The 22647-nt window shown below is 61.1% G+C and carries 23 protein-coding genes and 2 pseudogenes; 16 read left to right on the top strand and 9 right to left on the bottom strand.

What is annotated here, in order from left to right; translation table 11 throughout:
• Positions 1–18: 18 nt before the first annotated feature.
• Together QA644_RS12865 and QA644_RS12860 are read right to left on the bottom strand one after the other, a co-directional pair.
• Complete coding sequence (locus QA644_RS12865) at positions 19–1674, bottom strand: DEAD/DEAH box helicase (protein ID WP_283068785.1); 1656 nt, start codon at positions 1672–1674, stop codon at positions 19–21.
• Between the two features lie 334 nt (positions 1675–2008).
• Positions 2009–2449 (bottom strand): hypothetical protein, encoded by a 441-nt coding sequence (locus QA644_RS12860; RefSeq protein ID WP_239597930.1) that lies wholly within the window; start codon positions 2447–2449, stop codon positions 2009–2011.
• Positions 2450–2703: 254 nt separating this feature from the next.
• Between QA644_RS12860 and QA644_RS12855 the strand changes: the two genes are divergently transcribed.
• Complete coding sequence (locus QA644_RS12855) at positions 2704–6084, top strand: response regulator (protein WP_283068784.1); 3381 nt, start codon at positions 2704–2706, stop codon at positions 6082–6084.
• On the opposite strand, the gene mnmD is transcribed toward QA644_RS12855, so the two are convergent.
• Entirely contained in the window at positions 6081–6797 is a 717-nt protein-coding gene (gene mnmD / locus QA644_RS12850) for a tRNA (5-methylaminomethyl-2-thiouridine)(34)-methyltransferase MnmD (RefSeq protein ID WP_283068782.1), read from the bottom strand. The two genes, QA644_RS12855 and mnmD, sit on opposite strands and share 4 nt — an antisense overlap.
• On the opposite strand from mnmD, the gene QA644_RS12845 reads away from it, so the two are divergent.
• The 13 genes from QA644_RS12845 (at position 6796) to QA644_RS12785 (ending at position 15642) form a co-directional block, all read left to right on the top strand.
• Entirely contained in the window at positions 6796–7974 is a 1179-nt protein-coding gene (locus QA644_RS12845) for an FAD-binding oxidoreductase (protein ID WP_283068781.1), read from the top strand. The genes mnmD and QA644_RS12845 overlap by 2 nt on opposite strands.
• Before the next feature lie 114 nt (positions 7975–8088).
• A complete protein-coding gene (locus tag QA644_RS12840; RefSeq protein ID WP_283068779.1) occupies positions 8089–8796 on the top strand; it encodes a DUF1045 domain-containing protein in 708 nt (235 codons plus the stop codon).
• Between the two features lie 47 nt (positions 8797–8843).
• On the top strand, positions 8844–9701 hold the full coding sequence (locus QA644_RS12835) for an AraC family transcriptional regulator (protein ID WP_194727655.1): 858 nt from the start codon (positions 8844–8846) through the stop codon (positions 9699–9701).
• Between the two features lie 106 nt (positions 9702–9807).
• Entirely contained in the window at positions 9808–10473 is a 666-nt protein-coding gene (locus QA644_RS12830; RefSeq protein ID WP_194730170.1) for an AzlC family ABC transporter permease, read from the top strand.
• Positions 10470–10772 carry an AzlD domain-containing protein gene (locus QA644_RS12825; protein WP_194727654.1) on the top strand — a complete coding sequence of 101 codons (303 nt, stop codon included), beginning with the start codon at positions 10470–10472 and terminating at the stop codon, positions 10770–10772. Before QA644_RS12830 ends, QA644_RS12825 begins: the two co-directional genes overlap by 4 nt.
• A 115-nt stretch (positions 10773–10887) precedes the next feature.
• The gene (gene puuE, locus QA644_RS12820; RefSeq protein ID WP_074069136.1) at positions 10888–11811 is read left to right on the top strand and encodes an allantoinase PuuE; all 924 of its coding nucleotides are present in this window, start codon (positions 10888–10890) and stop codon (positions 11809–11811) included.
• Positions 11811–12308: a 2-oxo-4-hydroxy-4-carboxy-5-ureidoimidazoline decarboxylase gene (uraD, locus tag QA644_RS12815; RefSeq protein WP_283068776.1), complete on the top strand. Its 498-nt coding sequence runs from the start codon at positions 11811–11813 to the stop codon at positions 12306–12308. Before puuE ends, uraD begins: the two co-directional genes overlap by 1 nt.
• Positions 12309–13331 carry an allantoicase gene (gene alc / locus QA644_RS12810; RefSeq protein ID WP_074069134.1) on the top strand — a complete coding sequence of 341 codons (1023 nt, stop codon included), beginning with the start codon at positions 12309–12311 and terminating at the stop codon, positions 13329–13331.
• Positions 13332–13388: 57 nt separating this feature from the next.
• Entirely contained in the window at positions 13389–13682 is a 294-nt protein-coding gene (locus tag QA644_RS12805) for a nucleotidyltransferase family protein (protein WP_074069133.1), read from the top strand.
• Positions 13679–14041: a DUF86 domain-containing protein gene (locus tag QA644_RS12800; protein WP_074069132.1), complete on the top strand. Its 363-nt coding sequence runs from the start codon at positions 13679–13681 to the stop codon at positions 14039–14041. The genes QA644_RS12805 and QA644_RS12800 overlap by 4 nt, the downstream gene beginning before the upstream one ends.
• A gap of 3 nt (positions 14042–14044) precedes the next feature.
• The gene (locus tag QA644_RS12795; RefSeq protein ID WP_074069131.1) at positions 14045–14545 is read left to right on the top strand and encodes an ureidoglycolate lyase; all 501 of its coding nucleotides are present in this window, start codon (positions 14045–14047) and stop codon (positions 14543–14545) included.
• Positions 14542–14898 carry a hydroxyisourate hydrolase gene (gene uraH, locus QA644_RS12790; protein ID WP_074069130.1) on the top strand — a complete coding sequence of 119 codons (357 nt, stop codon included), beginning with the start codon at positions 14542–14544 and terminating at the stop codon, positions 14896–14898. Before QA644_RS12795 ends, uraH begins: the two co-directional genes overlap by 4 nt.
• Before the next feature lie 3 nt (positions 14899–14901).
• Positions 14902–15642, top strand: a complete 741-nt coding sequence (locus QA644_RS12785) for a metallophosphoesterase family protein (RefSeq protein WP_283068773.1) — start codon at positions 14902–14904, stop codon at positions 15640–15642.
• A gap of 4 nt (positions 15643–15646) precedes the next feature.
• Here QA644_RS12785 and QA644_RS12780 read toward each other — a convergent pair.
• The 3 genes and pseudogenes from QA644_RS12780 to QA644_RS12770 form a co-directional block, all read right to left on the bottom strand.
• Positions 15647–15835 (bottom strand): annotated as a pseudogene (locus QA644_RS12780) (hypothetical protein); the annotation flags it as partial.
• 10 nt (positions 15836–15845) lie between these two features.
• Positions 15846–16322: pseudogene (locus QA644_RS12775) on the bottom strand (Ku protein); the annotation flags it as partial.
• 371 nt (positions 16323–16693) lie between these two features.
• Entirely contained in the window at positions 16694–18271 is a 1578-nt protein-coding gene (locus QA644_RS12770) for a PLP-dependent aminotransferase family protein (RefSeq protein ID WP_283068772.1), read from the bottom strand.
• On the opposite strand from QA644_RS12770, the gene QA644_RS12765 reads away from it, so the two are divergent.
• Entirely contained in the window at positions 18224–18847 is a 624-nt protein-coding gene (locus QA644_RS12765; protein ID WP_283068771.1) for an FMN-binding negative transcriptional regulator, read from the top strand. The two genes, QA644_RS12770 and QA644_RS12765, sit on opposite strands and share 48 nt — an antisense overlap.
• A gap of 462 nt (positions 18848–19309) precedes the next feature.
• Here QA644_RS12765 and QA644_RS12760 read toward each other — a convergent pair whose 3' ends face one another.
• Together QA644_RS12760 and QA644_RS12755 are read right to left on the bottom strand one after the other, a co-directional pair.
• Positions 19310–20452 carry an alpha-hydroxy acid oxidase gene (locus tag QA644_RS12760; protein ID WP_283068770.1) on the bottom strand — a complete coding sequence of 381 codons (1143 nt, stop codon included), beginning with the start codon at positions 20450–20452 and terminating at the stop codon, positions 19310–19312.
• Between the two features lie 76 nt (positions 20453–20528).
• Positions 20529–21494, bottom strand: a complete 966-nt coding sequence (locus QA644_RS12755) for a quinone oxidoreductase (protein WP_283068769.1) — start codon at positions 21492–21494, stop codon at positions 20529–20531.
• Between the two features lie 95 nt (positions 21495–21589).
• Between QA644_RS12755 and QA644_RS12750 the strand changes: the two genes are divergently transcribed.
• Positions 21590–22438, top strand: a complete 849-nt coding sequence (locus QA644_RS12750; protein ID WP_283068768.1) for a LysR family transcriptional regulator — start codon at positions 21590–21592, stop codon at positions 22436–22438.
• A 4-nt stretch (positions 22439–22442) separates the two neighbouring features.
• Here QA644_RS12750 and QA644_RS12745 read toward each other — a convergent pair whose 3' ends face one another.
• On the bottom strand, positions 22443–22586 hold the full coding sequence (locus QA644_RS12745) for a hypothetical protein (RefSeq protein ID WP_246763190.1): 144 nt from the start codon (positions 22584–22586) through the stop codon (positions 22443–22445).
• Between the last annotated feature and the right edge of the window lie 61 nt (positions 22587–22647).

Raw genomic sequence — 22647 nt, 5'->3', positions numbered from 1 at the left:
CCTCTTTCAGTTCTGTATTCAAGCCTGTTCGCGACGTTGGCCGCCGCCATTGCGGGGGCCTTTGCGACGTATGCCGCCAGAGCCGTCCTGGCGGTGCTCACCGTGAGCCTGCTGGCCGCGATCCTCACCATGCTTGCGGCCAGGGCGGCCGTGCGCGTTACGGGCGCCGCCGGGATGATGGCGGTTCGCATCGGCGCTGCCGTGCGGGCGCTGTTGCGGCTTCTTGGCCGGTCGGAAATCCGAGGTCGATACGAGGTCGTTGTCCGGCCCCTGGGGTGTCGCTTCGCCGCGGCGCTGGCCGCGGAAGTCCTCGTTGCGGGCAGTCTGGCGCTCGGGACGCGGACGGCGGTTGCGGCGTTCCTCGTTGTTCGCGCGGACCTCGCCTGCTTCGCCTTCGCGGCGCGGACGGCGGTCCTGGCGATTGCCGGAGCGCTGTTCACCCGGACGGCCATCGCCGCGACCTTCGCCACCACGGCCCTGGCCACCGCGATTGCGGTTGTTGCCGTTGCCGTTGCCGCGGCGCGGAGCCGCGCGCATGTCTGCCGGCGGTTCGCCGCTGGCAACGATGATCTCGATGCCCATCAGCCTTTCGATATCGCGCAGCAGGCGTGCCTCATCCGGCGCGCAGAAGGCGATTGCGATGCCGTCGCGGCCGGCGCGAGCCGTGCGCCCGATGCGGTGCACATAGGCGTCCGGCACTTCCGGCAGATCATAGTTGAACACATGGCTGACGGCCGGGATATCGATGCCGCGGGCGGCAACGTCGGTTGCAATCAAAGTCTTGATGCCGCCGTCGCGGAATGCCTTCAGGGCGCGCTCGCGCTGGCCCTGGCTCTTGTTGCCGTGGATGGAAGCGACCGAATAGCCGACGTGATCGAGATACTTCATCAGCTTCTCGGCGCCGTGCTTGGTGCGCAGGAACACGATCGCGCGGCCATCCGGATTTTCGGAAAGCGACTTCTTTAGCAGTTCCGTCTTGTCATTCTTGCCGCCGACGAAGTGGACGTACTGTTCGACCTTGTCCGCAGCCTTGCCGGGAGGCGTCACTTCCACCTTGATCGGATCGGTCAGGTATTCGCCCGCAAGATCGGCGATCGCCTTCGGCATCGTTGCCGAGAAGAGCATGGTCTGGCGGCGCTTCGGAACGAGCTTGGCGATCTTGCGCAGATCATGCACGAAGCCGAGATCGAGCATCTGGTCGGCTTCGTCGAGCACGAGATAGCGCACCGTCGTCAGCGTGATGGCGCGGCGGTTGACGAGGTCGAGGAGGCGGCCGGGTGTCGCGACGAGAATGTCGGTGCCGCGTTCGAGCTGCAGCTGCTGCTTGTTGATGGACACGCCGCCGACAACGACATTGATGCGCAGCGGCGACTTACGGACGAAGTTCTTGAGGTTCTCGGCGATCTGGTTCACCAGCTCGCGGGTCGGAGCGAGGATGAGCGTACGCGTCGTGCGATTGTCGGGACGCCTGTCATCGGCGAGCAGTTTTTCAATCAGCGGCAGGCCGAAGGCAGCCGTCTTGCCAGTGCCGGTCTGGGCGAGGCCGATCAGATCGCGGCCTTCCAGGAGAAGAGGGATTGCCTGCGCCTGAATGGGCGTGGGCGTTTCAATGCCGAGCTGAAAAAGCGTGGCGACGATCGGCTTGGAGACACCAAGCGATTCAAAATTAGTCAAGTCATAACCTTTCGGGGCGCCGAAACGATGTGCCGGATCACACCATGCGGTCCGGTATCATTCTGGCGTCAAGAACCCCGCGTGAAGTGGGAACTTGTGTGTTGGAAAAACTTTCCAGCGCTTCTGGCCGCACTTGGGATCGCGGCATCCTATGAAATGCGCTTTTATCCTTCTTCTTGCGTTTGTCTTTTTTCGCAGGGGCAGCTCACGCGGCGGCCGGAAGGTGAAAGCTGGCCTGCATTTGGTCTAGTTCAGGTTGAAAGTCAAGAGACGAGCGAGAGAAAGGTGCTGCGCCGCCGCCTGAACGAGCGGCGGCGTGCCGCACGCATATTCCTTAATAGCCGGGGCAGACCCGAACGCTGACCCATACGTCCGCTCGGTGATCGTAGCGGCGTTCCACACCGCAATATCCATAATTGCGGTAGTAGGCCGGGTAAGGCCGATAGTAGGAGCGATAGTAAGGCCGGTACGGCCGGTAGTAGCTGCGATAGACCGGGTACGGCCTGTAGTAAGGCCTGTAGTACGGTCTATAGTAGGCTCCGTAATAGGGCCCGGAGTCGGCTCCATAGTAAGGTCCGGGATAATAATAGCCGTAGCCAGGGTAGGGACGCGCAGCCTGCGAGAGCAGGATGCCGCCGATTGCTCCGGCCGCAACACCGCCCCAAAAGGCATCGCGTCGCGAACGGGCGTCCGCCGGCGTTGCCGGAATGAGGGAGGTGCCAGTCAAAGTCAACGCCATCAAGCCCGCCGCCATGCTTTTGTGAAGTACGGACATGATCGTCTCCTTATCATAGACGAACTTGTTTCTTGAAGCCGTCAGGAGAAACCGTGGCGAAACGCGGCCAACTGATCGAGTTCAGTCTTACAATGTGGGAGATTATAGCATAGTTCCTGATACTCTTGGGCCGAACTTCGTTGTCCCGGGGTCGGATTTCCGGAACGTGTCATGGTTAAAACCTTGTTAAACGGCTTACACCTATAGTGGATGCCAGAACAAAACTCCTTCTCCTGACAGCGAGGCGAGATCTTTTGACATCGAGCGGGGACCTTCTCGAACTGGCATGCAGCCGGATCGCAGATCTGGATACGCCTGCCTATGTCAAGAACAGCGAGCTTCGCTACGTTGCCGTCAACGAAGCCTATGCCCGCTTCTTCGGCAGGGAAATTTCCGATTTCATCGGCCGCCGGACCAGCGAAATTCTCGATCGTCCGGAAGAGGAGGAGCGTGAAGACAAGGAGCGCCGCGCGCTCGTCTTCGGCACCGAAGAAACCGCCATCTGCTTCGATGCTGCCGCAACCGAGCATGAGCGGATCCGGATCGAGAGCTTCATGCCGTCGGAAGACCGGGCCTATGTTCTCGGTATCTTCGAGGCGCGCGCGCAGCCCCGCCGGCCGGTTCTCTCGGGGCCGGATCAGGCTTTGCTCGCCGATTTCGAGCGCGTCCGTGCCACGCTGGAAAAACTCGATCATCCGGTCGGCATTTTCGCTGACGACGGCCGCCCGCTGATCGTCAATTCGGCCTATCGAAGTGGAGGCAAAGCATCGCCCGCTGAAACCGGATGGCACGAGAGCGTGAACGAGCTCGATCTCCTCCAGACCATCATGGAAGACCTGCCGGTCGCCGCCTTCGCGCGCGATGAACAGCACCGCCTCGTCTATGCCAACCAGTATTACGAGACCTTCACCGGCCATGTCCGGTCAAAGGTGCTTGGCCTCACAGAGTTTGAGATGTTCGGCGAGGAGAGTGGCGCCAGCATCTATGAGGAAAACGCTCTGGCGCTCAAGGACGGCTCGCTAACGGAGGTGGAAGGTAAGCTTCCAAGCACGGACGGAACAGTTTATCCGATCTTGACGCGCGTCAATCGCGTGCAGACGCCGGACAGCAGGGTCTATGTCGTCGGCTCTTTTTCGGACATCTCACCGCTCAAGGAGCGTGAAGCCAAGCTGATCGAGGCGCAGAAGCATGCCGAAATCCTGCATCGCGACATTGAAAACATCCTGCGTTCGCTGCCGGTCGGCGTGCTGATCCTCGATAACAATCTCGATATCCTCTACATAAACGACGAATTCTACACGATCTGTGATCTGCCGCCTGACGATCGTTTTGACGGCCGGCCGTTCATCGATGTCATCCGCCGCAATTGTGAACTCGGGCGCTATGGCCACGAGCACAGCCCGGAAGAGATCCTGGCGGAGCGCCAGCGCCATTTCGGTTCGGATGGGGAGCAGGAGCCGATCGAACTCAGCTGGTCGGGCGGCAAATCGATCATCTTCGACAGCCGCCGCATCTCGAACGACCGCATTCTTCTCTCCTATTCCGATATGAGCGCCATTCGCGCGAGCGAGAAGGAAATCCATGAAACGCGCGCTGCCCTGGAGCATCTCGGCGAACTGATGCGGGATGCGACGCGGGCCATGCCGCAAGGCCTGACGATCGTCCAGGACGGCATCATCAAGCTCTCCAACGATGCGCTTTCGGACGTTCTGCGTATTCCGCCGGAATACCTCGTTGCGGGCCGCGGCTGGATCGACCTCTTCAATTTCTGCGCCGATCGCGGCGACTTCAAGAGTCCCGCCGCCGAGGTGTTGCACTATTGGCGTTCAAACATCGCTGCGAAGCAGCCGATCGCCACTGTCTTTCATGTGGCCGGCGAGCGCTGGGTGAACATGGAGGCGACGATCAGCGAGCGCGGCCATTGGGTCGCGCTCTTCACCGACGTCACCGAAATGAAAGAGCGCGAGGAAGAGCTTGAGAGGCTGCTGGCACGGGCTGAAGCTGCCGATCGCGCCAAGTCGGAATTTCTCGCCAATATGAGCCATGAAATCCGCACACCGATGAATGGCGTGCTCGGCATGGCCGAGCTGATGGCGAAGACCGATCTTGACGCGCGGCAGAAGACCTTCATCGACATCATCGTCAAGTCCGGCAACGCGCTTCTGACGATCATCAACGACATTCTGGACTTCTCCAAAATCGATGCCGGACAGATGACGCTGCGCAAGGCGGCCTTCGATCCGGTGGAAGCGGTCGAGGATGTCGCGACGCTGCTTTCTTCGCCCGCGGCGGAGAAGGATCTCGAGCTTCTGGTGCGCGCCGATTCGAACCTGCCTGCCGCCGTCATCGGCGATGCCGGGCGGTTTCGCCAGATCGTCACAAATCTCGTCGGCAACGCCGTCAAGTTTACCGAGAAGGGGCATGTCTTCGTCGATATCGGTTTCCGGCCTGGCTCGGACGGCGAGGTCATGGTCGAGATCAGGATCGAGGATACCGGCATCGGCATCCCGGCAGACAAACTGCAATCGGTCTTCGACAAATTCTCGCAGGTCGATTCCTCTTCGACGCGGCGCCACGAGGGTACCGGCCTTGGTCTTGCCATCACTGCCGGTCTGGTCGATCTCTTTGGCGGCTACGTCAACGCCGAGAGCGAACCGGGCAAGGGCTCGGTCTTCACCGTCAACCTGCCCTTCGCCATCGCTGCCGCCCGCCTCGATCCCAAGCCGCTGCCCGTCAATGTACGCGGCGCACGCGTGCTCGTCATCGACGACAACGAGGTGAACCGCCGCATTCTCTCCGAGCAGCTGTCGCTTTGGGGTTTTGACGGCGTGGCTGCGGAAGACGGCAGGACCGGCATTGCCATCCTTGAGGCCGCACACCAGATCGGCGTCCAGGTCGATGCCCTGGTGCTCGACTATCACATGCCGGAAATGAACGGTGCGGAAGTCGCCCGCAGGCTCAGGGACGACGCCCGCTTCGAGAGCCTGCCGATCATCTTCCTGACCTCAATGGATATCTCCGGCACGGAAAAGGAGTTCGCAGCCCTCAACGGCCATGCGCATCTGATGAAGCCGGCCCGCGCCAACCTTCTTCGCAACACGATCGTCGAGGTCGTGCGCGCAAGCCGCGTGAAGCGGGCTTCTGCAGCCGAAATCGCCCGCCTGCAGGCAGAAACCGAGATGAGGGAACCGGAGCCTTCTGCGCCGCCGCCCTCAAAACAGCGCAAGACTGCCTTCATCGATGTGCTCGTCGCCGAGGACAACGAGGTGAACCAGATCGTCTTCACGCAGATCCTGCAGGGCACCGGCCTGAGTTTCCTCGTCGTCAACAACGGCCAGGAGGCGGTCAACGCCTGGGAAAGCCATGCGCCGCGGATCATCATGATGGACGTCTCGATGCCGGTGATGAACGGCCACGACGCGACCCGCGCGATCCGTGTCCGAGAGCGCGGACAGGCCCACCGCGTGCCGATCATCGGCGTAACGGCGCATGCGCTCGAAAGCGACCGCGAGCTCTGTCTCGACGCCGGCATGGACGATTACATGTCGAAGCCGATCAGCCCCGAACTGCTGGAAGAGAAAATCCAGCTCTGGCTCGGCAAGAGCGCGCAGTTGCCCGGCCGCTCAGGCCACTAGGGTTTTACGCCGCAGAGCATCTCGCGCTTGCCGGCGAAACCCTTGCGCCGCTCGACCGCAAATCCCGCCGCCATCAGATTGCGCCTGACGAAGCCTGCCGCGGCATAGGTCGCGAAGCTTCCTCCAGAGAGGGTCTTCTCGCAGATGAGCCGCATCAGCTCTTCCGACCACATGTCGGCGTTGCGCGACGGCGCGAAACCATCGAGATACCAGGCGTCGAAGCCGGGTTCGGCGGCCGCAACGCCATCGATTGCCGGGCCGCAGACAACGCTCAAGGTCGTCTGCTCGTCCAATGCCAGCGTCACGGTGCCTTGCGGCTGGCCGGGCCACAGCGCCGTCAGCGCCTGCCGCTCGGCATCGATTTGCGGCCAGTGCGAAAGTGCGCGACCGATCTCCTGCGGGCGCATCGGGTAAAGCTCGAAGGAAATGAAATTCAGATGTTGGTCCCTTTGGCGATGCGCTTTCCATTGCCGCCATGTTTCCGCGAAGTTCAGCCCGGTGCCGAACCCCAACTCTCCAATGCGGAAATTGTCCTTGCCGGTCCACCGTTCCGGCAGGCCATTGCCCGCCAGAAAGACGTGGCCGCATTCGAGCCGCCCGTCCGTCTGGCAATAAAAATGGTCGCCAAAAGCCTGCGAATAGGGCATATCGCCGTCGCGCCATTCGAGCGGCTGGCTCGTGCTGCCAATCTGATCGGGATCAATCTCTGTCATGCCTAAAGCCGATAGTGCGGCCATCTCCTCCGGTCAATCGTCCGTCAGCCTGCTGATTGCCGGCGGCGGCATCATGGGGCTGTGGGCGGCGGTTCATGCCGAGCGGCTTGGCATCGACACGCTCCTCGTCGATGCCGGTGAATTGGGGCAGGGTGCGAGCGGCGGGCTGCTCGGGGCGCTGATGCCGCATTTGCCGGACAAATGGAATGCCAAGAAGCAGTTCCAGTTCGATGCGCTGGTTTCCCTCGAAGCCGAGATCGCTGCGATCGAAGCTGCCACCGGCCTTTCCACCGGCTACCGCCGCTCCGGCCGCATCATCCCGCTGCCGAAGCCGCATCTGCGCAAGATCGCGCTTACCCATTCCGCCGATGCCGAAACACATTGGCATTGGCACGGCCGCAGCTTCCATTGGCATGTCGCAGATGCTCCGCCGGTTGCAGGCTGGATCGACCCTGCCGCTGGTGCGAGCGGCTTCGTGTACGACACGCTCGCTGCCCGCGTCGCACCCCGCACGCTGGTCGCCGCTCTTGTCGCCTTTCTGAGGCAGGCAAAGCGTGTGAGCATTATCGAGAATGCTACAGTTGGCGGTCTCGAACCGGAACGCGGGATCGCCGACGCCGGTGGGAGAACAATCGCCTTCGGCCGCTGCATCGTCGCGGCAGGTCACCAGTCATTTCCACTTCTGCAGCGGTTCACGCCCGGATTGGAAAGGCCGCTCGGCCAACCGGTCAAGGGGCAGGCGGCGCTGTTGAAGGCCGAGATCGATCCCGCCTTTCCCACCATCTTCCGCGACGGCCTCTATATCATTGCTCATGAGGGCGGCCATGCTGCGATCGGCAGCACCAGCGAGGACCGTTTTGACAATCCCAATACGACCGATGCTCAACTCGACGCTCTGATCGAAGCTGCGCGCGAGATGGCCCCCGTGCTTGGCGAGGCGCCGGTCGTCGAGCGCTGGGCCGGCCTTCGTCCGAAGGCGATCGACCGCGATCCGATGATCGGTCCACATCCGATGTATCCGAAGCTCATCGCCTTGACCGGCGGCTTCAAGGTCAGCTTCGGCCTTGCCCACCGTCTTGCCGAAGCTGCCGTACATATGGCCGACGGCCGTTCCGCACCTTTCGCCCTGCCGGAAAGTTTCGCGTTTTCGAGCCATATCACGGCTGCTTCACGTTAAACGTGAATTAGAAGCTGGTGCTTTTCGTTATTCTGTCATGCAAATCACCTATCTGCTTGCGCATCGACGGCGCCGGAATCGTCTGCGCGCCCTTCCTTTGGTGGAGGAGATTGCATGCGCTACGCCATTTGCTTCACGCCGACGCCGAGCGATCCGCTCAGTGAGGTGGCGGCCAATTGGCTCGGCCGCAACGTCTTTTCCGGCGAGATGGTCGAACCTCCGGCCATTGGCGGCATCGGCATCCACGATATAGCGTTCCATACTGCCGTGCCGCGCCGCTACGGTTTCCATGGTGTGCTGAAGGCGCCGTTTCATCTTGCACCCGATGTTTCGGAAACGCAACTTTTACGCGATATGATGCGCTTTTCCGGCAGCTTCCAGCCGTTCCGGATTCCAAGGATCGAGGTCGCGCGCCTGCGCAATTACTTCAGCCTCGTGCCGTCGGTCCCCTGCGAACACATGCACTATCTCGCTTCTGCGGTCGTGCAGCATTTCGACCGCTTCCGTGCACCGCTTTCCGAAGCCGAGATCGAGCGCATCGATCCGGATGCGCTTTCAGCCGCGCAGTTTGCCAACCTGCATCGCTGGGGCAATCCCTATGTGATGGACGAGTTCCGCTTCCACATGCCTTTGACGGGTCCTGTCAATCTTGTCGATATGCCGCGCATCGAGCAGGCGCTGCGTAACGTCTTCGAGCCTGTTCTCGCTGAGCCGGTCACCGTCGCCAACATCGCGTTGATGATCGAGGAAGGCACAGGCGGGCCGTTCCGCGTCCATTCGCTGCATCCGATGGGCAAGGTCAGCGCGCGCAAGATCGCCTGATCACTTTTGTTCAAGAATGGGCGGCCCAAAGATGCTATATCCGGCCGATGGACAACATCTCCCAGGAACAGGCAACCGAAGCCATGCCGCTGTCTGGAGCGGAGACGACGCGATTCTGGCGTGACAGCCGTTTCGGCGGCATGGAGTGCCTGAGCGCGACGTTCCTGACGCATGAGTTCGCGCCACATGCCCACGAGACCTTCAGCATTGGCGCTATCGAAAGCGGCAGCCAGATCGCGACGATCCGGGGGGCGCGCGAAAGCTCGGGGCCGGGCGATCTCTATCTGATCAATCCGGGCGAAATCCATGACGGCGTGCCTGTCGAGGGCGGCTATCGCTACCGGATGATCTACCCGGACACGTCACTCTTCCGCGAAATCCTGGAAGATGTCACCGGCCGCACCTTCAGCGGCATGCCGGCCTTCGGCAAGCAGATCCTTCACGATCCCCGGCTTGCCGAGGCTTTTTATGATGCGCACCGCGCGCTGGAATTGGGGGCCGGTGCGCTGGAGACCAGTCAGGGCATGTTCCTTGTGCTCGAGGCCATGTTTCGGCATCACGGCAGTTCAATCATCGTGCCGATCGACACGCAGGAGCGGTCGGCCGTGCAGCGCGCCCGTGACTACCTGATGGAAAACTACGCCTTTGATGTCGGACTTGAAGAACTCGCCGCCGTGGCGGGCCTCAGCCGTGCGCATCTGATACGCGCCTTCCGCAAGGAATTCCACATCACGCCGCACGCCTTCCTCACTGATATCCGCATTCGCGTTGCTCGGCGCAAGCTGCAGGCTGGCGGACAGCCGGCGGAGATTGCGCTCGAATGCGGTTTTGCCGACCAGGCGCATTTCAGCCGGCATTTCAAGGCGCGCACCGGCGTGACGCCCGGCCAATACCGCGCGCGGTAGTCACTTTCGTTCAAGACGACCATTCATCTCCATTCTAAAACCTCCGCATCAAATCGGAGATCCTGTCGTGAATGAGAATGGAAAATGGGCGGAGTTCCTGGGCGGCATGAGAGCCATTTCGCCGCTCATCGCTGCCGTCATACCGATCGGCCTCGTCTTCGGCGCGGTCGCGGTCACGAAAGGGCTTTCCCCGGTCGAGACGGCACTGATGAGCGCGTTGGTCTTTGCCGGCGGTTCGCAGTTCGTGGCAATGGATATCTGGACGCATCCGGCCTCGTGGACGAGCGTCGGTTTTGCGGCCCTGCTCGTCAATATCCGCCATGTGCTGATGAGTGCTTCGCTCGGCACCAAGATGCAGGCTTTTGGCGGACGCAGGCGCTATTTCGCATGCCTGTTTCTTGCAGACGAGATCTGGGCGATGGCGGAATTCCGCGCCGGTCTTGCGCGGCTCACGCCCGCCTGGTTCGCTGGGCTTGCCGCGCCCTTCTATCTCGCCTGGGTGCTTTCGAGCCTTGCGGGCGCGACGCTCGGCGCTTTCCTCGGTGATCCCGTGGCGCTTGGACTGGATTTCGCCTTTCCGGCCGTCTTCATCGTGCTCGTCATGGGCTTCTGGAAGGGACCGGAAACCGGCGCTGTGCTTATCGCAAGCGGTGCGGCCGCGGTAGCGACCCAACATTTCGTACCAGGCGTCTGGTACATCGCAGCCGGCGCCGGCGCCGGTCTGCTTGCGGCAGTTGCCAGCGGCAGTCGGCGCGTGGAGGTAACGCAATGACAGTCGATTTCTCCACCCTTGTCGCGATCATCGCCATGGCAGCCGTGACGGTGCTCACGCGCCTGAGCGGTCTTGTGCTCGTGTGGCATCTGTCCTTGGAGGGAAGCCGCCGAAAGGCGATCGAATCCATTCCGCCTGCCGTTCTAATGGCGGTCGTCGCGCCGACCGCCTTTGCCACCGGCATTGCGGAAACGATCGCCTGCGCGCTCACCGCCATTGCCGCACTCCGTCTGCCGATGCTCGTTTCCGTGGCGCTCGGCGTCTTCTGCGTCGCGCTATTGCGGGCCGCAGGCATATGATCCAGCCGCAGAGGCGGCGACTTGTGCCGTAGCGGCGAAAGTCAGTTTCGCATTTCCGTCTCGACATTCCGTCTCCGGGTGCTACCGTTTCGCCTGACTTTCAAAAGGTGATTTGATGGCTTCCGATACCTATCCGCGCAATCTCGTCGGCTATGGTCGCAATACCCCCGATCCGAAATGGCCGGACGAGGCCCGCCTCGCCGTGCAGTTCGTCATCAATTACGAAGAGGGCGGCGAGAGCTCGATCCTCGATGGTGATCCGTCGTCCGAGAACCTGCTGTCGGAAATCGTGGGAGCGGCGCCCTGGCCCGGCCAGCGCAACTTGAACATGGAATCGATCTACGAATACGGTTCGCGCGCCGGGTTCTGGCGGCTCTGGCGCATGTTCACCGAGCTCAAGGTTCAGGCGACCGTCTACGGCGTGACGCTTGCGATGGCCCGCAATCCGGAGGCCGTCGCGGCGATGAAGGAAGCCGGCTGGGAGATCGCCAGCCATGGCTACCGCTGGCTGGAGTACAAGGATTTTCCGGAAGACCTCGAGCGCAAGCACATTCTCGAAGCGGTGCGTCTCCACACCGAGCTCACCGGCGAGCGCCCCTTCGGCATGTACCAGGGAAAGCCCTCCGACAATACGCTGCGGCTGGTTCAAGAGGAGGGCGGGTTCCTTTATTCGTCAGACTCTTATGCCGATGACCTGCCCTACTGGGTGAAGGGGGTTGATGACAAACCGTTCCTCATCATTCCTTATACGCTTGAAACGAACGACATGCGCTTTGCGACGCCGCAGGGCTTCAATTCCGGCGATCAATTCTTCACTTATCTCAAGGATGCCTTCGATACGCTCTACGAAGAAGGCAAGGCCGGCAACCCGAAGATGATGTCGGTCGGCCTGCATTGCCGTTTGGTCGGTCGGCCCGGCCGCGCTGCAGCCCTGAAGCGTTTCATCGAATATGTGCTGAAGCACGACAACGTGTGGATCCCTCGCCGCATCGAGATTGCCGAGCATTGGCACAAGAACCACAAGCAGGACATGACCTGATGATCCGGCGGGATGAATTCGTGTCGCGTTTCGGCGGTGTCTTCGAACATTCGCCCTTCATTGCCGAGCGCGCCTATGACGACGGTTTCATTGGCGATGAGTTGACTGTGGACAAGGTGCACATTCCGCTCGTCGCGATCTTCCGCGCGGCAAGCGAGGAAGAGCGTCTTGGCGTGCTTCGCGCCCATCCCGATCTTGCCGGACGCCTGGCAGTCGCCGGCGAACTGACGGAAGACAGCAAGAAGGAGCAGGCAAGTGCCGGACTTGACTGGCTGAGCAGCGAAGAGCATGCCCGCTTCACCGAACTCAACGCCGCCTATGTCCAGAAATTCGGCTTTCCCTTCATCGTCGCCGTGAAGGGACTGAACAAGGACGATATTCTTGCGGCTTTCGAAAAACGCATCGGCAACAGCCGCGACGAGGAACTTGCGACCGCCTGCGCTGAGGTCGAAAAGATTGCGCTTTTGCGCCTGACATCCATGCTTCCGGAGAAGTGAATGACCGAGAATACCAATGCCAGCCTGCCGTCCTTCGCGAACGGCGCGATCAACCTTGCTTCCGCGCGCCTCGGCGCCAGGGGCCTCTATGCGACGGACGAGTTCTTTGCGCCGCTGGAGCGCATGCTGCAGGATGTGCCGGCGAGCTTCGATCCGGACCTTTACGACGACAACGGCAAGTACATGGACGGCTGGGAAAGCCGCCGCAAGCGCGTGCCCGGCCATGACTGGGCGATCGTCAAGCTTGCCATGCCCGGCCGCATCTTCGGCTTCGACGTCGATACCAGCTATTTTACCGGCAACTATCCGCCGCATTGCTCGATCGAGGCCGCTTTCGTCGAAGACGGCGATCCGACCGATGCAACGGTGTGGACCGAAATCCTCGCGAAGTCGCCTCTGGGGCCAAGCGCGCATCACTTCTTCGAGAATGCCGGTAAGGAGAAGATCTGGACGCATCTGCGCCTGCATATCTATCCCGATGGCGGCGTCGCGCGCCTGCGCGTCTACGGCTCGGCCTATTTCGACTGGTCGAAGGTCGGTGCGAGCGAGGAAGTTGACCTCGGCTATATATTCAATGGCGCGAAGTCGCTTGCCTGGTCGGACGCCCATTACGGCCACCCGGACAAGATGCTCGGCCCCGGACGCGGCATCAACATGGGCGACGGCTGGGAAACCAAGCGCCGCCGCGGCCCGGGTCACGACTGGGCTGTTATCCGCCTCGGCCACCCCGGCACAATCAAGCGCGTCATTGTCGATACCGCCTTCTTCAAGGGCAATTTCCCGGACACCTGCGAGCTTCTCGGCGCTTATCTGCCCGATCTTGGCGATACGCTGAGCGAAGTGGACACAGCGGCTTCGGAAAACTGGAAGCCGATACTGACACGCACCAAGTTGCAGATGGACCACATCCACGAATATGGCGCGGATGCCATCGCCGATATCGGGCCGGTGACGCATGTCCGCATCGCGATGCATCCGGATGGCGGCATCATGCGGCTGCGGCTCTTCGGGGTGAAGGGGTGAGTTCTTTCTTCTTTATCGCCGCTCACCTATATTCGAGGCATCAGGAGTGATGCCTCGATGAAGCCATCGGAAGTGCTGGAAAAGAACAGGCAGGCGATCCGCGACGCCACGACGCGTTTCAACACGGCGAACCCGCGCATCTTCGGTTCCGTCGCCCGCGGCGAGGACAGGCCGGACAGCGATCTCGATATTCTCGTCGATGCGCTGCCGGGGACGACGCTTTTCGATCTCGGCGGGCTGCTGGAGGAGTTGCAGGCGCTGATGTCCGGGACGGAAATCCACGTTCTGACGCCAGGCGATTTTCCCGAACGTGTCCGCAGCCGGGTCCTGCAGGAAGCCAAGCCTGTATGAGTATCGATCGGCTTCGAACCTATCTCGACGAGATGCAGCAGGTCGCATTCGAAACCATCGATTTCGTCAAGGACATGAGCAAGGATGAATTTCTGAAGGACCTTGTGAGACAGCGCGCAGTTGGAATGAACCTCCTGATGATCGGCGCGGCAACATCGCGCATCATGGAGGAATATCCCGAGTTTGCAGCGGAATTTTCCAACGTGCCTTGGCAAAAGATGCGCGGAATGAGAAGCCGGATCGCTCACGGCTATATGAGCATGAACCTAGACACCGTTTGGGATACTGCGCAAACAGCCATCCCCGATCTTCTCGATCAACTGCATGGATTGCGTCACTGGCACGCCCAGGGTGAATGACATTTGACAGACCTTCTCGACATCCAGCCTCTCACCAAAACTGCTTTCGCGCCGTTCGGCGACGTTATCGAGGCCGATCCGGCAACAATGCGGTATATCAACGGCGGCACGACGGAACGCTTTCATGCGCTGGCTACGGCCGAGGCGGCAGGCGAGGGCGCACGCGTCATCATCAATCTCTTCCGCGGCCAGCCGCGCGCCTTTCCCTATGAGATCGGCATGATGGAGCGGCATCCTTTCGGCAGCCAGAGCTTCTCGCCGCTTTCCGGGCGGCCGTTTCTGGTCGTGGTTTCGGAAGATCAGGACGGAAAGCCCGGCAGGCCGCAGGTGTTTCTCGCACATGGCGACCAGGGCGTGAACTATCGCCGCAACGTCTGGCATCACCCGCTGCTCGTGCTCGGCCAATCAAGCGACTTTCTCGTTGTCGACAGGGACGGTCCCGGCGACAATCTGCAAGAGCATTTCTTCGAAACCTCATACACGATCAGCGAGCCAGCTCTATGACCGGACTGACGACCCATGTTCTCGACACCGCCTCCGGTAAGCCTGCTGAAAGGCTGAGGATCGACCTTTTTCGCCTGGAGGGGGATATCCGCCACCACATCAAGACGGTCGAGACCAATTCGGACGGCCGTGTCGACGGCGGCGCGATCCTCTCAGGCGCGAATTTCCAGGCAGGAACCTACGAACTGCTGTTCCATGCCGGTGATTATCTGCGCGCGTTAGGCATGCCGCTGCCGCATCCGGCCTTTCTCGATCTCGTACCCATCCGCTTCGGCATCGCCGACACCGGCGCGCATTATCATGTGCCGCTGCTGATCTCGCCTTACGGCTATTCCACCTATCGCGGGAGTTAGCCGATGCGGTTTGCGGCGATCGCCGATATCCACGGCAACCATCTGGCTCTGGAGGCCGTGCTTGCCGATATCCGCGCGCAGGGCATTTCGGATATCGTCGATCTCGGCGATTGCTTCAGTAGCCCCCTGGAAGCAGGAAAGACCGCCGAGCTGCTTCTCTCGCTCGCCCTTCCGACAGTCCGCGGCAACCACGACCGCTACCTGATCGAGCAGAAGCCGGAATACATGCATGCTTCCGATAAAGCTGCCTATCAGCAGCTTCTACCGCGTCATCTCGATTGGCTGCGATCTCTACCGAGCGACCTCATCTACAAAGGTGAAGTCTATCTCTGCCACGCGACGCCTAAGGATGACAATCTCTACTGGCTGGAATCCGTCGCTCCGGAGGGCCATGTGTTTCTGAAGCCGTTGAAAGAAATTGAGGCGCTCGCGGACGGGATCGATTTGCCGCTGATCCTGTGCGGCCACAGCCATATTTCGCGCCTTGTCCAGCTTCGCGACGGCCGCCTCATCGTCAATCCCGGCAGCGTCGGCGGCCCGGCTTATGACGATGACAAACCCTATCCGCACAAGGTGGAGACCGGCCATCCGATGGCAAGCTACGCCATCCTGGAGAAATCCGCGTCCGGCTGGACACCCTATTTCCGCAACGTCGCCTACGATCACATGGCGATGTCGAGACTCGCAAAAGCAAACGGCCGCCCCGACTGGGCGGCCGCGCTGGCAACGGGCTGGATTCGATAGCAGTTTAGTCGTCTTCGTGAAGCACCTTCGGTGCGCCAGGCTTCGCCTTGGCGGCATCCAGATTGTCCAGCAGAGACGAAACGGCATTGTCGCCATCGAAGCCTGCTTCCTTCATGAGCCGGTCCAAGATGGGTTTGTTGGCGTGATAGGATAGCAGTTGCGCTGCAAGGCCTTCGCCCATGCCGATGCCGTTTTGGGCATCCCTCGAAAGCCTTTTCCGAGGATCGGACTTCGTAGTCGTAATACATGGTGGTTGCGATCAGCCCTCTTCCATGAGGGCGGATGAGCACGGTCCGCATCCGGCGAAAGAGAACAGTTTGCGCGATAGCGGCGACATTCGACTTCCGCATGCCGTCTCGCAGGGCGGCGAAGGCATCTTCCGAGACTTTGTCGGTCGGCGTGAGGTAATATGGCTTGTCGAAATAGACGTCATCGACGTCGGAGCAGGGAATGAAGGGCTCGATGTCTAAGGTCTTATTGCTCTCCGGAATGACCGCCGCCACTTCCTCGGGATCGATCATAATGTACGGGTGGTTCTCGATCTCGAACCCCTTGACCTGGGCTTCGCGCGGCACGGGATCAGCTGTTTCGCCGTCGATGAACTGGCGGTTCACCCGATTACCGGTCGCTTCGGCGAACTTGATGAAGCCCTTCCACTGAGCGCGGTGACCGCCTGGCAATCCTTCCGGAGGCGATTCGTTCCGCACTGAAGCAATTCGGTTTAAGATTTTCGCTGGGCTGCTTCCTCGGAGCGAACTGTCATGCAGAAGCGGCCTCCGGAACGTGCCTGTCTCTGAACATGACCGTTGTCGGGGCCCTAAGCGGTCGTAGGTGACAAGCAAAGGAAACGTCCCGGTTTGGCCAGCCACAGGGACGCTGTCGTTCAACAGTTTCGGGGATGTCTCGTGCCCTTGGTTGAGGAGCGTGTCGGGCCTTTCGATCGGGGTGCAGATCAGCGGCAAACCGGGAGCCGACCTTCTGGTATTACAACTTTCCGCTCAACTTGAAGCTCTTTTGAAATTTTCCTGAGCTCGACGCGGCGTTCCTTCGTTCAAATGAAAGCGTCGCGATTTCCGAAAACCCGCCGAAGAAGCTCAATCCCACTTCTGATCTCAGCGGGAGTCATTGTGGCGTAGCCGAACACAAATCCCGCACGCCGGGGGCGTTGTCCCGCGTACAGCGGATCGACAGGATAGATGCCTACTCCGAGTTTCAACGCCTCGGCCGCCAAGTCGACCTCGTTCTCGGGTTTAAGACCGTTGAACCAGACTACGAGGTGAAGCCCTGCCGACGAGCCGACGACCTCTATGTTGTCGAAGGTCTTCCGTAAGGCCTCAATCAGAGCGGCGCGCCGCTCGGCGTTTACCCTCCGCATCTTCCGAACATGGCGCTCATAGGCTCCGCTCTCTAGCAGGCTCGCGAACGCCTCCTGGTCGTGGGCCGGACTGTGACGGTCCACGGCCTGCTTGCACTTGGAGAACACCTGGACGAGGTTCTCGGGGAGGACCAGATACCCAAGCCTGAGCGTCGGCGACAACGTCTTCGATATGGTCCCGAGATATATGACCCGCCCGCTGCGCGATTGGTAGAGCGGCGGTATGGGTTTGACGTCATAGCGGTACTCACCGTCATAGTCGTCTTCGAGGATGTATGCCCCGGTTTCATCGGCCCACCGCAGCAGTGCCTCCCTTCTCCCGACGGACAACACGCCGCCGAGGGGATACTGGTGACTGGGCGTGACATAGGCGAGCACGGCGTCGCGAACGCCTTCGACGGCCGCGGCATCGAGGCCGCCATCATCGCAGGGAACAGGGATCACCGACGCGCCGGCGGCCACGAACACGTGACGAGCCATCACGTAACCCGGTTCCTCCATGACGACACGGTCGCCCGTGTCGACCAGGACGCGGGCACAAAGGTCGAGCCCTTGTTGCGAACCGGACACCACCGCGATCTGCTCGGATTCACATCTGATGCCCCTCGCACGCCAGAGGTATCCCTGCAATTCCTTCCTCAAGACCGGATTTCCGGCGGGAACCCCGTAGGCGAGACGTCCTTTGGTTTTGAGAAGCGCCTCGGTCAGTGCTCGCCGCCACAGAAGCGTGGGAAAATCCGCCGCCGACAGGTCCCCATAGCGGAAATTGAATGCCAGGCCGGAATGGACCGGGGAAGCTCCCTCGGGCAGTTGCGAGAGCCGCTGCGCATACGATGACAGCCTCGGGATTGCCGGGCCGGATTTCTCGTCTGGCTGACGATGTCGCATCGGCCCAATCTCCGCCACCACACTCGCGGAGCCTTGGCGGCTGACGACGTAGCCCTCCGAGATCAACTGGTCGAAGGCGGCGGTGACTGTGGTACGCGAAACACCGAGGTCCACGGCCAGGGCGCGCGTCGAGGGCAACCTGTCGCCTGGCGCGTACACACCGGTCGCAATTTGGTCCCGCAGGCTTTCCACGATCCTTCGGGTCGTCCCGACGTTCCTCGACCTGTCTTTCAACTGGCCCACTGAAATCCTCCTGAACTGGACGTTCAATTCGAGCCAGTTGAAGTGCATTACGATATCAATGCAAGGAGAATCTAAATGTACAATCCCCCCGCTTTCGTCGTCGAGGACATCGTTGATCTCCATCGGATGATGCGTGAATGTCGGACGGCAAACCTGATAACCGCGACACCCAATGGGCCGATGGCGACGTTGTTGCCGACGTTTATCGATGAGACCGAGGGCGAGTTCGGCGTGATTTACGCCCACCTCGCTCGGGCCAACAAGCAATGGTCGTCGACAATGATCGGAGACGGGCTGGCTGTCTTCACGGGGCCCGAAGCCTACATTACGCCCTCCTGGTACGCTTCAAAGGCGGAACATGGCAAGGTCGTGCCGACCTGGAACTACTCGGCGGTGCATGCGATGGGTCCGATCGAGTTCTTCGAAGATGCGGATCGTCTCTTCGCGGTGGTCGACAAGCTTACCAATTTGCACGAGAGCGGCCGAAGCCACCCTTGGTCGGTCAACGACGCGCCATCCGCGTTCATCGCCGCGCAGCTCCGCGGGATCGTTGGCATGCGCATGCCGATCCGCAGGTTGGAGGGCAAGTGCAAGATGAGCCAGAACAGGCCCGACGCCGACCGGGCCGGAGTGAGGGCAGGCCTGTCGGGAAGCACAAAAGAGATTGATCGGATCGTGTCTCAGATGGTCCCAGGTTGACGACGGCGGCCTTCCCGATCTTCATCCGGCGCGTTCCGGCGCATCCGCGAGTTTTCAGGATTCGCAATGATCGCGCTCGGGTTCGGACTGGTCTTTTCCAAGAGCCCGATGAGCTAATGATACTGACAGCCACTTGAAACGTAGAAGAGGAATGTCGAGCGGACGAACAATGATGTCCGCTCCTGGGCGCAATCCGGCCAAGGCTAAGCTTGTTCGCGTGCGTTGACCCTGAGCCGCCAACACACATGCGACACCGCGCCTTCAGAAAGTTCCGGAGTCAGATCTATCGGAGCTTAGCTCTCGGCAGCCGTCACCGCGATGAACTCGACATCAAATATGGCCTCAAAAACGCAACATGGCTTAAAGCCGTGGTTTTTCAGACCGTGTCGTCAATGAGCCAGCCATCGCGACAGCGATCCTGGGATTCGTGACTCTTCTGAGTAGGCTTCTCACTTGCGAGCGCTACTGCCTCCCGGCGATGATTGAGGAGTTGACGTCGTTGATGTCGCGTTTGCCGCAGAGCGCCATGGTGATGTCCATCTCCTTGCGGAGGATGCCGAGCGCCAGTGTCACGCCTTCTTTGCCCATGGCGCCGAGGCCGTAGAGGAAGGGACGGCCGATATAGGTGCCCTTGGCGCCGAGCGCCACGGCCTTCAGCACGTCCTGGCCGGAGCGGATGCCGCCGTCGAGATGGATCTCGATCTTATGTCCGACGGCATCGACGATCTGCGGGAGCATGCTGATCGAGGAAGGGGCGCCGTCGAGCTGACGGCCGCCATGGTTGGAGACGACGATTGCGTCGGCCGCCGTCTCGGCTGCGGCCTTCGCGTCCTCGACATCGAGAATGCCCTTGATGATCAACGGGCCGCCCCACTTTTCCTTGATCCAGGCGACGTCGGCCCAGGAGAGCTGCGGATCGAACTGCTCGGCCGTCCAGGAAGACAGCGAGGAGAGGTCGGAAACATTCTTGGCGTGGCCGACGATGTTGCCGAAGGTGCGGTGCTTCGTCTTCAGCATGTCGAGGCACCAGAAGGGGCGCGTCGCCATTTGCCAGATATGCTTCGGCGTGAATTTCGGCGGGGCCGAGAGGCCGTTGCGCAGGTCCTTATGCCGCTGGCCGAGGATCTGCAGGTCAGCCGTCAGCACCAGCGCCGAGCACTTGGCCGCCTTGGCGCGATTGATGAGGTCCATGACGAAGTCCTTGTCCTTCATCACATAGAGCTGGAACCAGAACGGCCGTGTCGTCACCGAGGCGACATCCTCGATCGAGCAGATGCTCATGGTCGAGAGCGTGAAGGGAACGCCGAATTCCTCGGCCGCGCGGGCAGCCAGCATCTCTCCGTCGGCATGCTGCATGCCCGTCAAGCCGGTTGGCGCGAGCGCCACCGGCATCGAGACTTTCTGGCCGATCATCGTCGTTTCCAGCGTGCGGTTCGTCATGTCGACGAGTACGCGCTGGCGCAGCTTGATCTTGGCGTAATCGCTCTCATTCGCCTGATAGGTCGACTCCGTCCAGGCACCGGAATCCGCATAGTCGAAGAACATTTTCGGCACGCGGCGCTGGGCGAGTTGCTTGAGGTCAGCGATGGTGAGAGGAGTGGCCATGGACGAGACTTTCGCATCTGGATAGTGCCGTGGCCCTTAACATGATTTCCAAGCTGTTGGGTATCTCTTTCGTCGCCTATGGAACAAGAATGAGACTACCCGCAGCACGTCCTTCTTCGAGGAGTTGCTGCGCCTTGGCGGCGTCGGGCAAAGCGTATTCTCCGGCAATCGTTGCGGTGATGCCGGAACGCAGAATCTCGACCACGGCTTTGGCCGCCCCTGTGTAGTTATCGAGGTCGGCGACATAGGCGATGATGCTCGGATGGGCGAGAGATTTTCCGGGGCGCAGCTCCTCGACAGCGACAGGCGGTATCGGGCCGCCGGCCTGGCCGATCGTTGCGGCGACGCCGAATGGCCGCAGGCATTGGATGGTCTTGGACAGCATGCTGCCGCCGATGCCGTCATAGGCGGCATCAACGCCGCGGCCGCCAGTCAGCCGCTTCACTTCGCCGACGACATCCGCATCGCGCCCGACGATCAGGTGGTCGGCGCCATGGTTGCAGGCGAGCACTGCCTTTTGCGCTGAACTGACGGTCCCGATAACCGTTGCTCCGAGATGCCTTGCCCATTGAACCAGAATGGCGCCGAGCCCGCCGGCTGCCGCATGCACGAGGACGATCGTGCCGGGGGCGACCTTGTAGGTCTGCGTCAGCAGCATGTAGGCAGTCATGCCCTTCAGCATCGAGCTTGCGGCGAGGCGTGATGGAATTTCGTCCGGAAGTCGGATGGCGCGCGCGGCGGGGAGCAGGCGCGTTGCGGCATAGGCGCCGACCACGCCGGCATAGGCAACGCGGTCACCCGGTTTCACCTCGACGGCGCCGGTACCAACAGCCTCTACGATGCCCGCGCCCTCGACGCCCAGGACTGCCGGATAGGCTGGCAAGGGATAGATGCCCTTCCGATGGTAGATGTCGACGAAATTCATGCCGATCGCTTCATGCCGTATGCGGATCTCATTGGGGCCAGGCTGCTGCGGTGTGTGCTCCAGGACCTGCAATTGCTCGATACCGCCCGGCGCCTGAAGTGTAACGATTTTGTCCATGACTGTGCTCCGGTTTGCTGTCGCAGCAATCATGGCCGATGGCCTGTTGATCGGAAATTCCCTATTGTCTGCCAATTGATGGGAAAAAATGATCAATGTTCGATTGGGAAAATCTTCGCTATTTCGCGGCCCTGGCGCAGACTGGCACTTTGCTCGGCGCTGCCCGCTCGCTCGCCGTGGAGCATGCGACGGTCGCCCGCCGCGTCGCCGGCCTGGAGGCGCAGATGGGCGTGAAGCTCATCGACCGGCGCGGACGGCGCATATCGCTGACGGCTGAGGGGCAGCGGGTCGCGGCGATGGCCGAGCGCATGGGGGAGGAGGCGCGGGCGATCGAACGTGTGAGCCTTGCTGCCGGCGGCAGGCTTGCCGGCGATGTCAAGGTAAGCGCACCGCCGACGCTTGCGGCCGCGCTGCTTGCCGGGCCGCTCGTCGAGCTCCGGCGCAACCATCCGGACATCGCCATCACCATTGTCGGCGAGACGCGATACGCCTCGCTCGACCGGCGGGAGGCGGACATCGCGGTCCGCATGACGAAGCCGGAACAGGGCGACTTTACCATCACCAAGCTTGGCGACGTGGCTTTTGGCTTCTATGCGGCGCCAACTTATCTGGCTTGTGTGCCGGAAGAGGACTGGAACTTCATCGCCTATGACGAAACCATGTCGAGCTCGCCGCAGTCAACTCGCCTGCTCGAGGTGGCGAATGGGCGAAAACTGTCCATCAAGGCCACCACCCTCGAGTTCCAGCTTTCCGCCGCGAGGGCCGGCGGCGGTGTCGCCCTCCTGCCGAATTTCCTCCTTGCCGGCTTGGATGGCCTCGTGAAGGCCGTTCGGGAGCCCAAGCCGCTGACGCGCGAAGTCTGGCTTGTCGTTCACTCCGACATTAGGAATGTCCCGATCATCCGCGCAGTGATGGAGGCTTTGAAGAAAAGCTGGTCGTATTGATATCCTATGCCGTGTTGTTGGTACGGATCGGCTGGATCAAGATGTCGGTCGGAATCTCGAGATGCTCATGCAGCCGGCGGATCATTTCAAGCGAGAGGGATCGCCTGCGATTGAGAATTTCCGCCACGCGTCCAAGGCTGCCGAGCATCGGTTGAAGGTCCTTGCAGCTCAAGCCCTGTTGATGCATGCGTAAATAGAATGGCGGCCAC

The organism is Rhizobium sp. CC1099 (genome assembly GCF_029714385.1).
Classification (GTDB): Bacteria; Pseudomonadota; Alphaproteobacteria; order Rhizobiales; family Rhizobiaceae; genus Rhizobium.
This window is presented reverse-complemented; position numbering and strand designations above follow the sequence as displayed.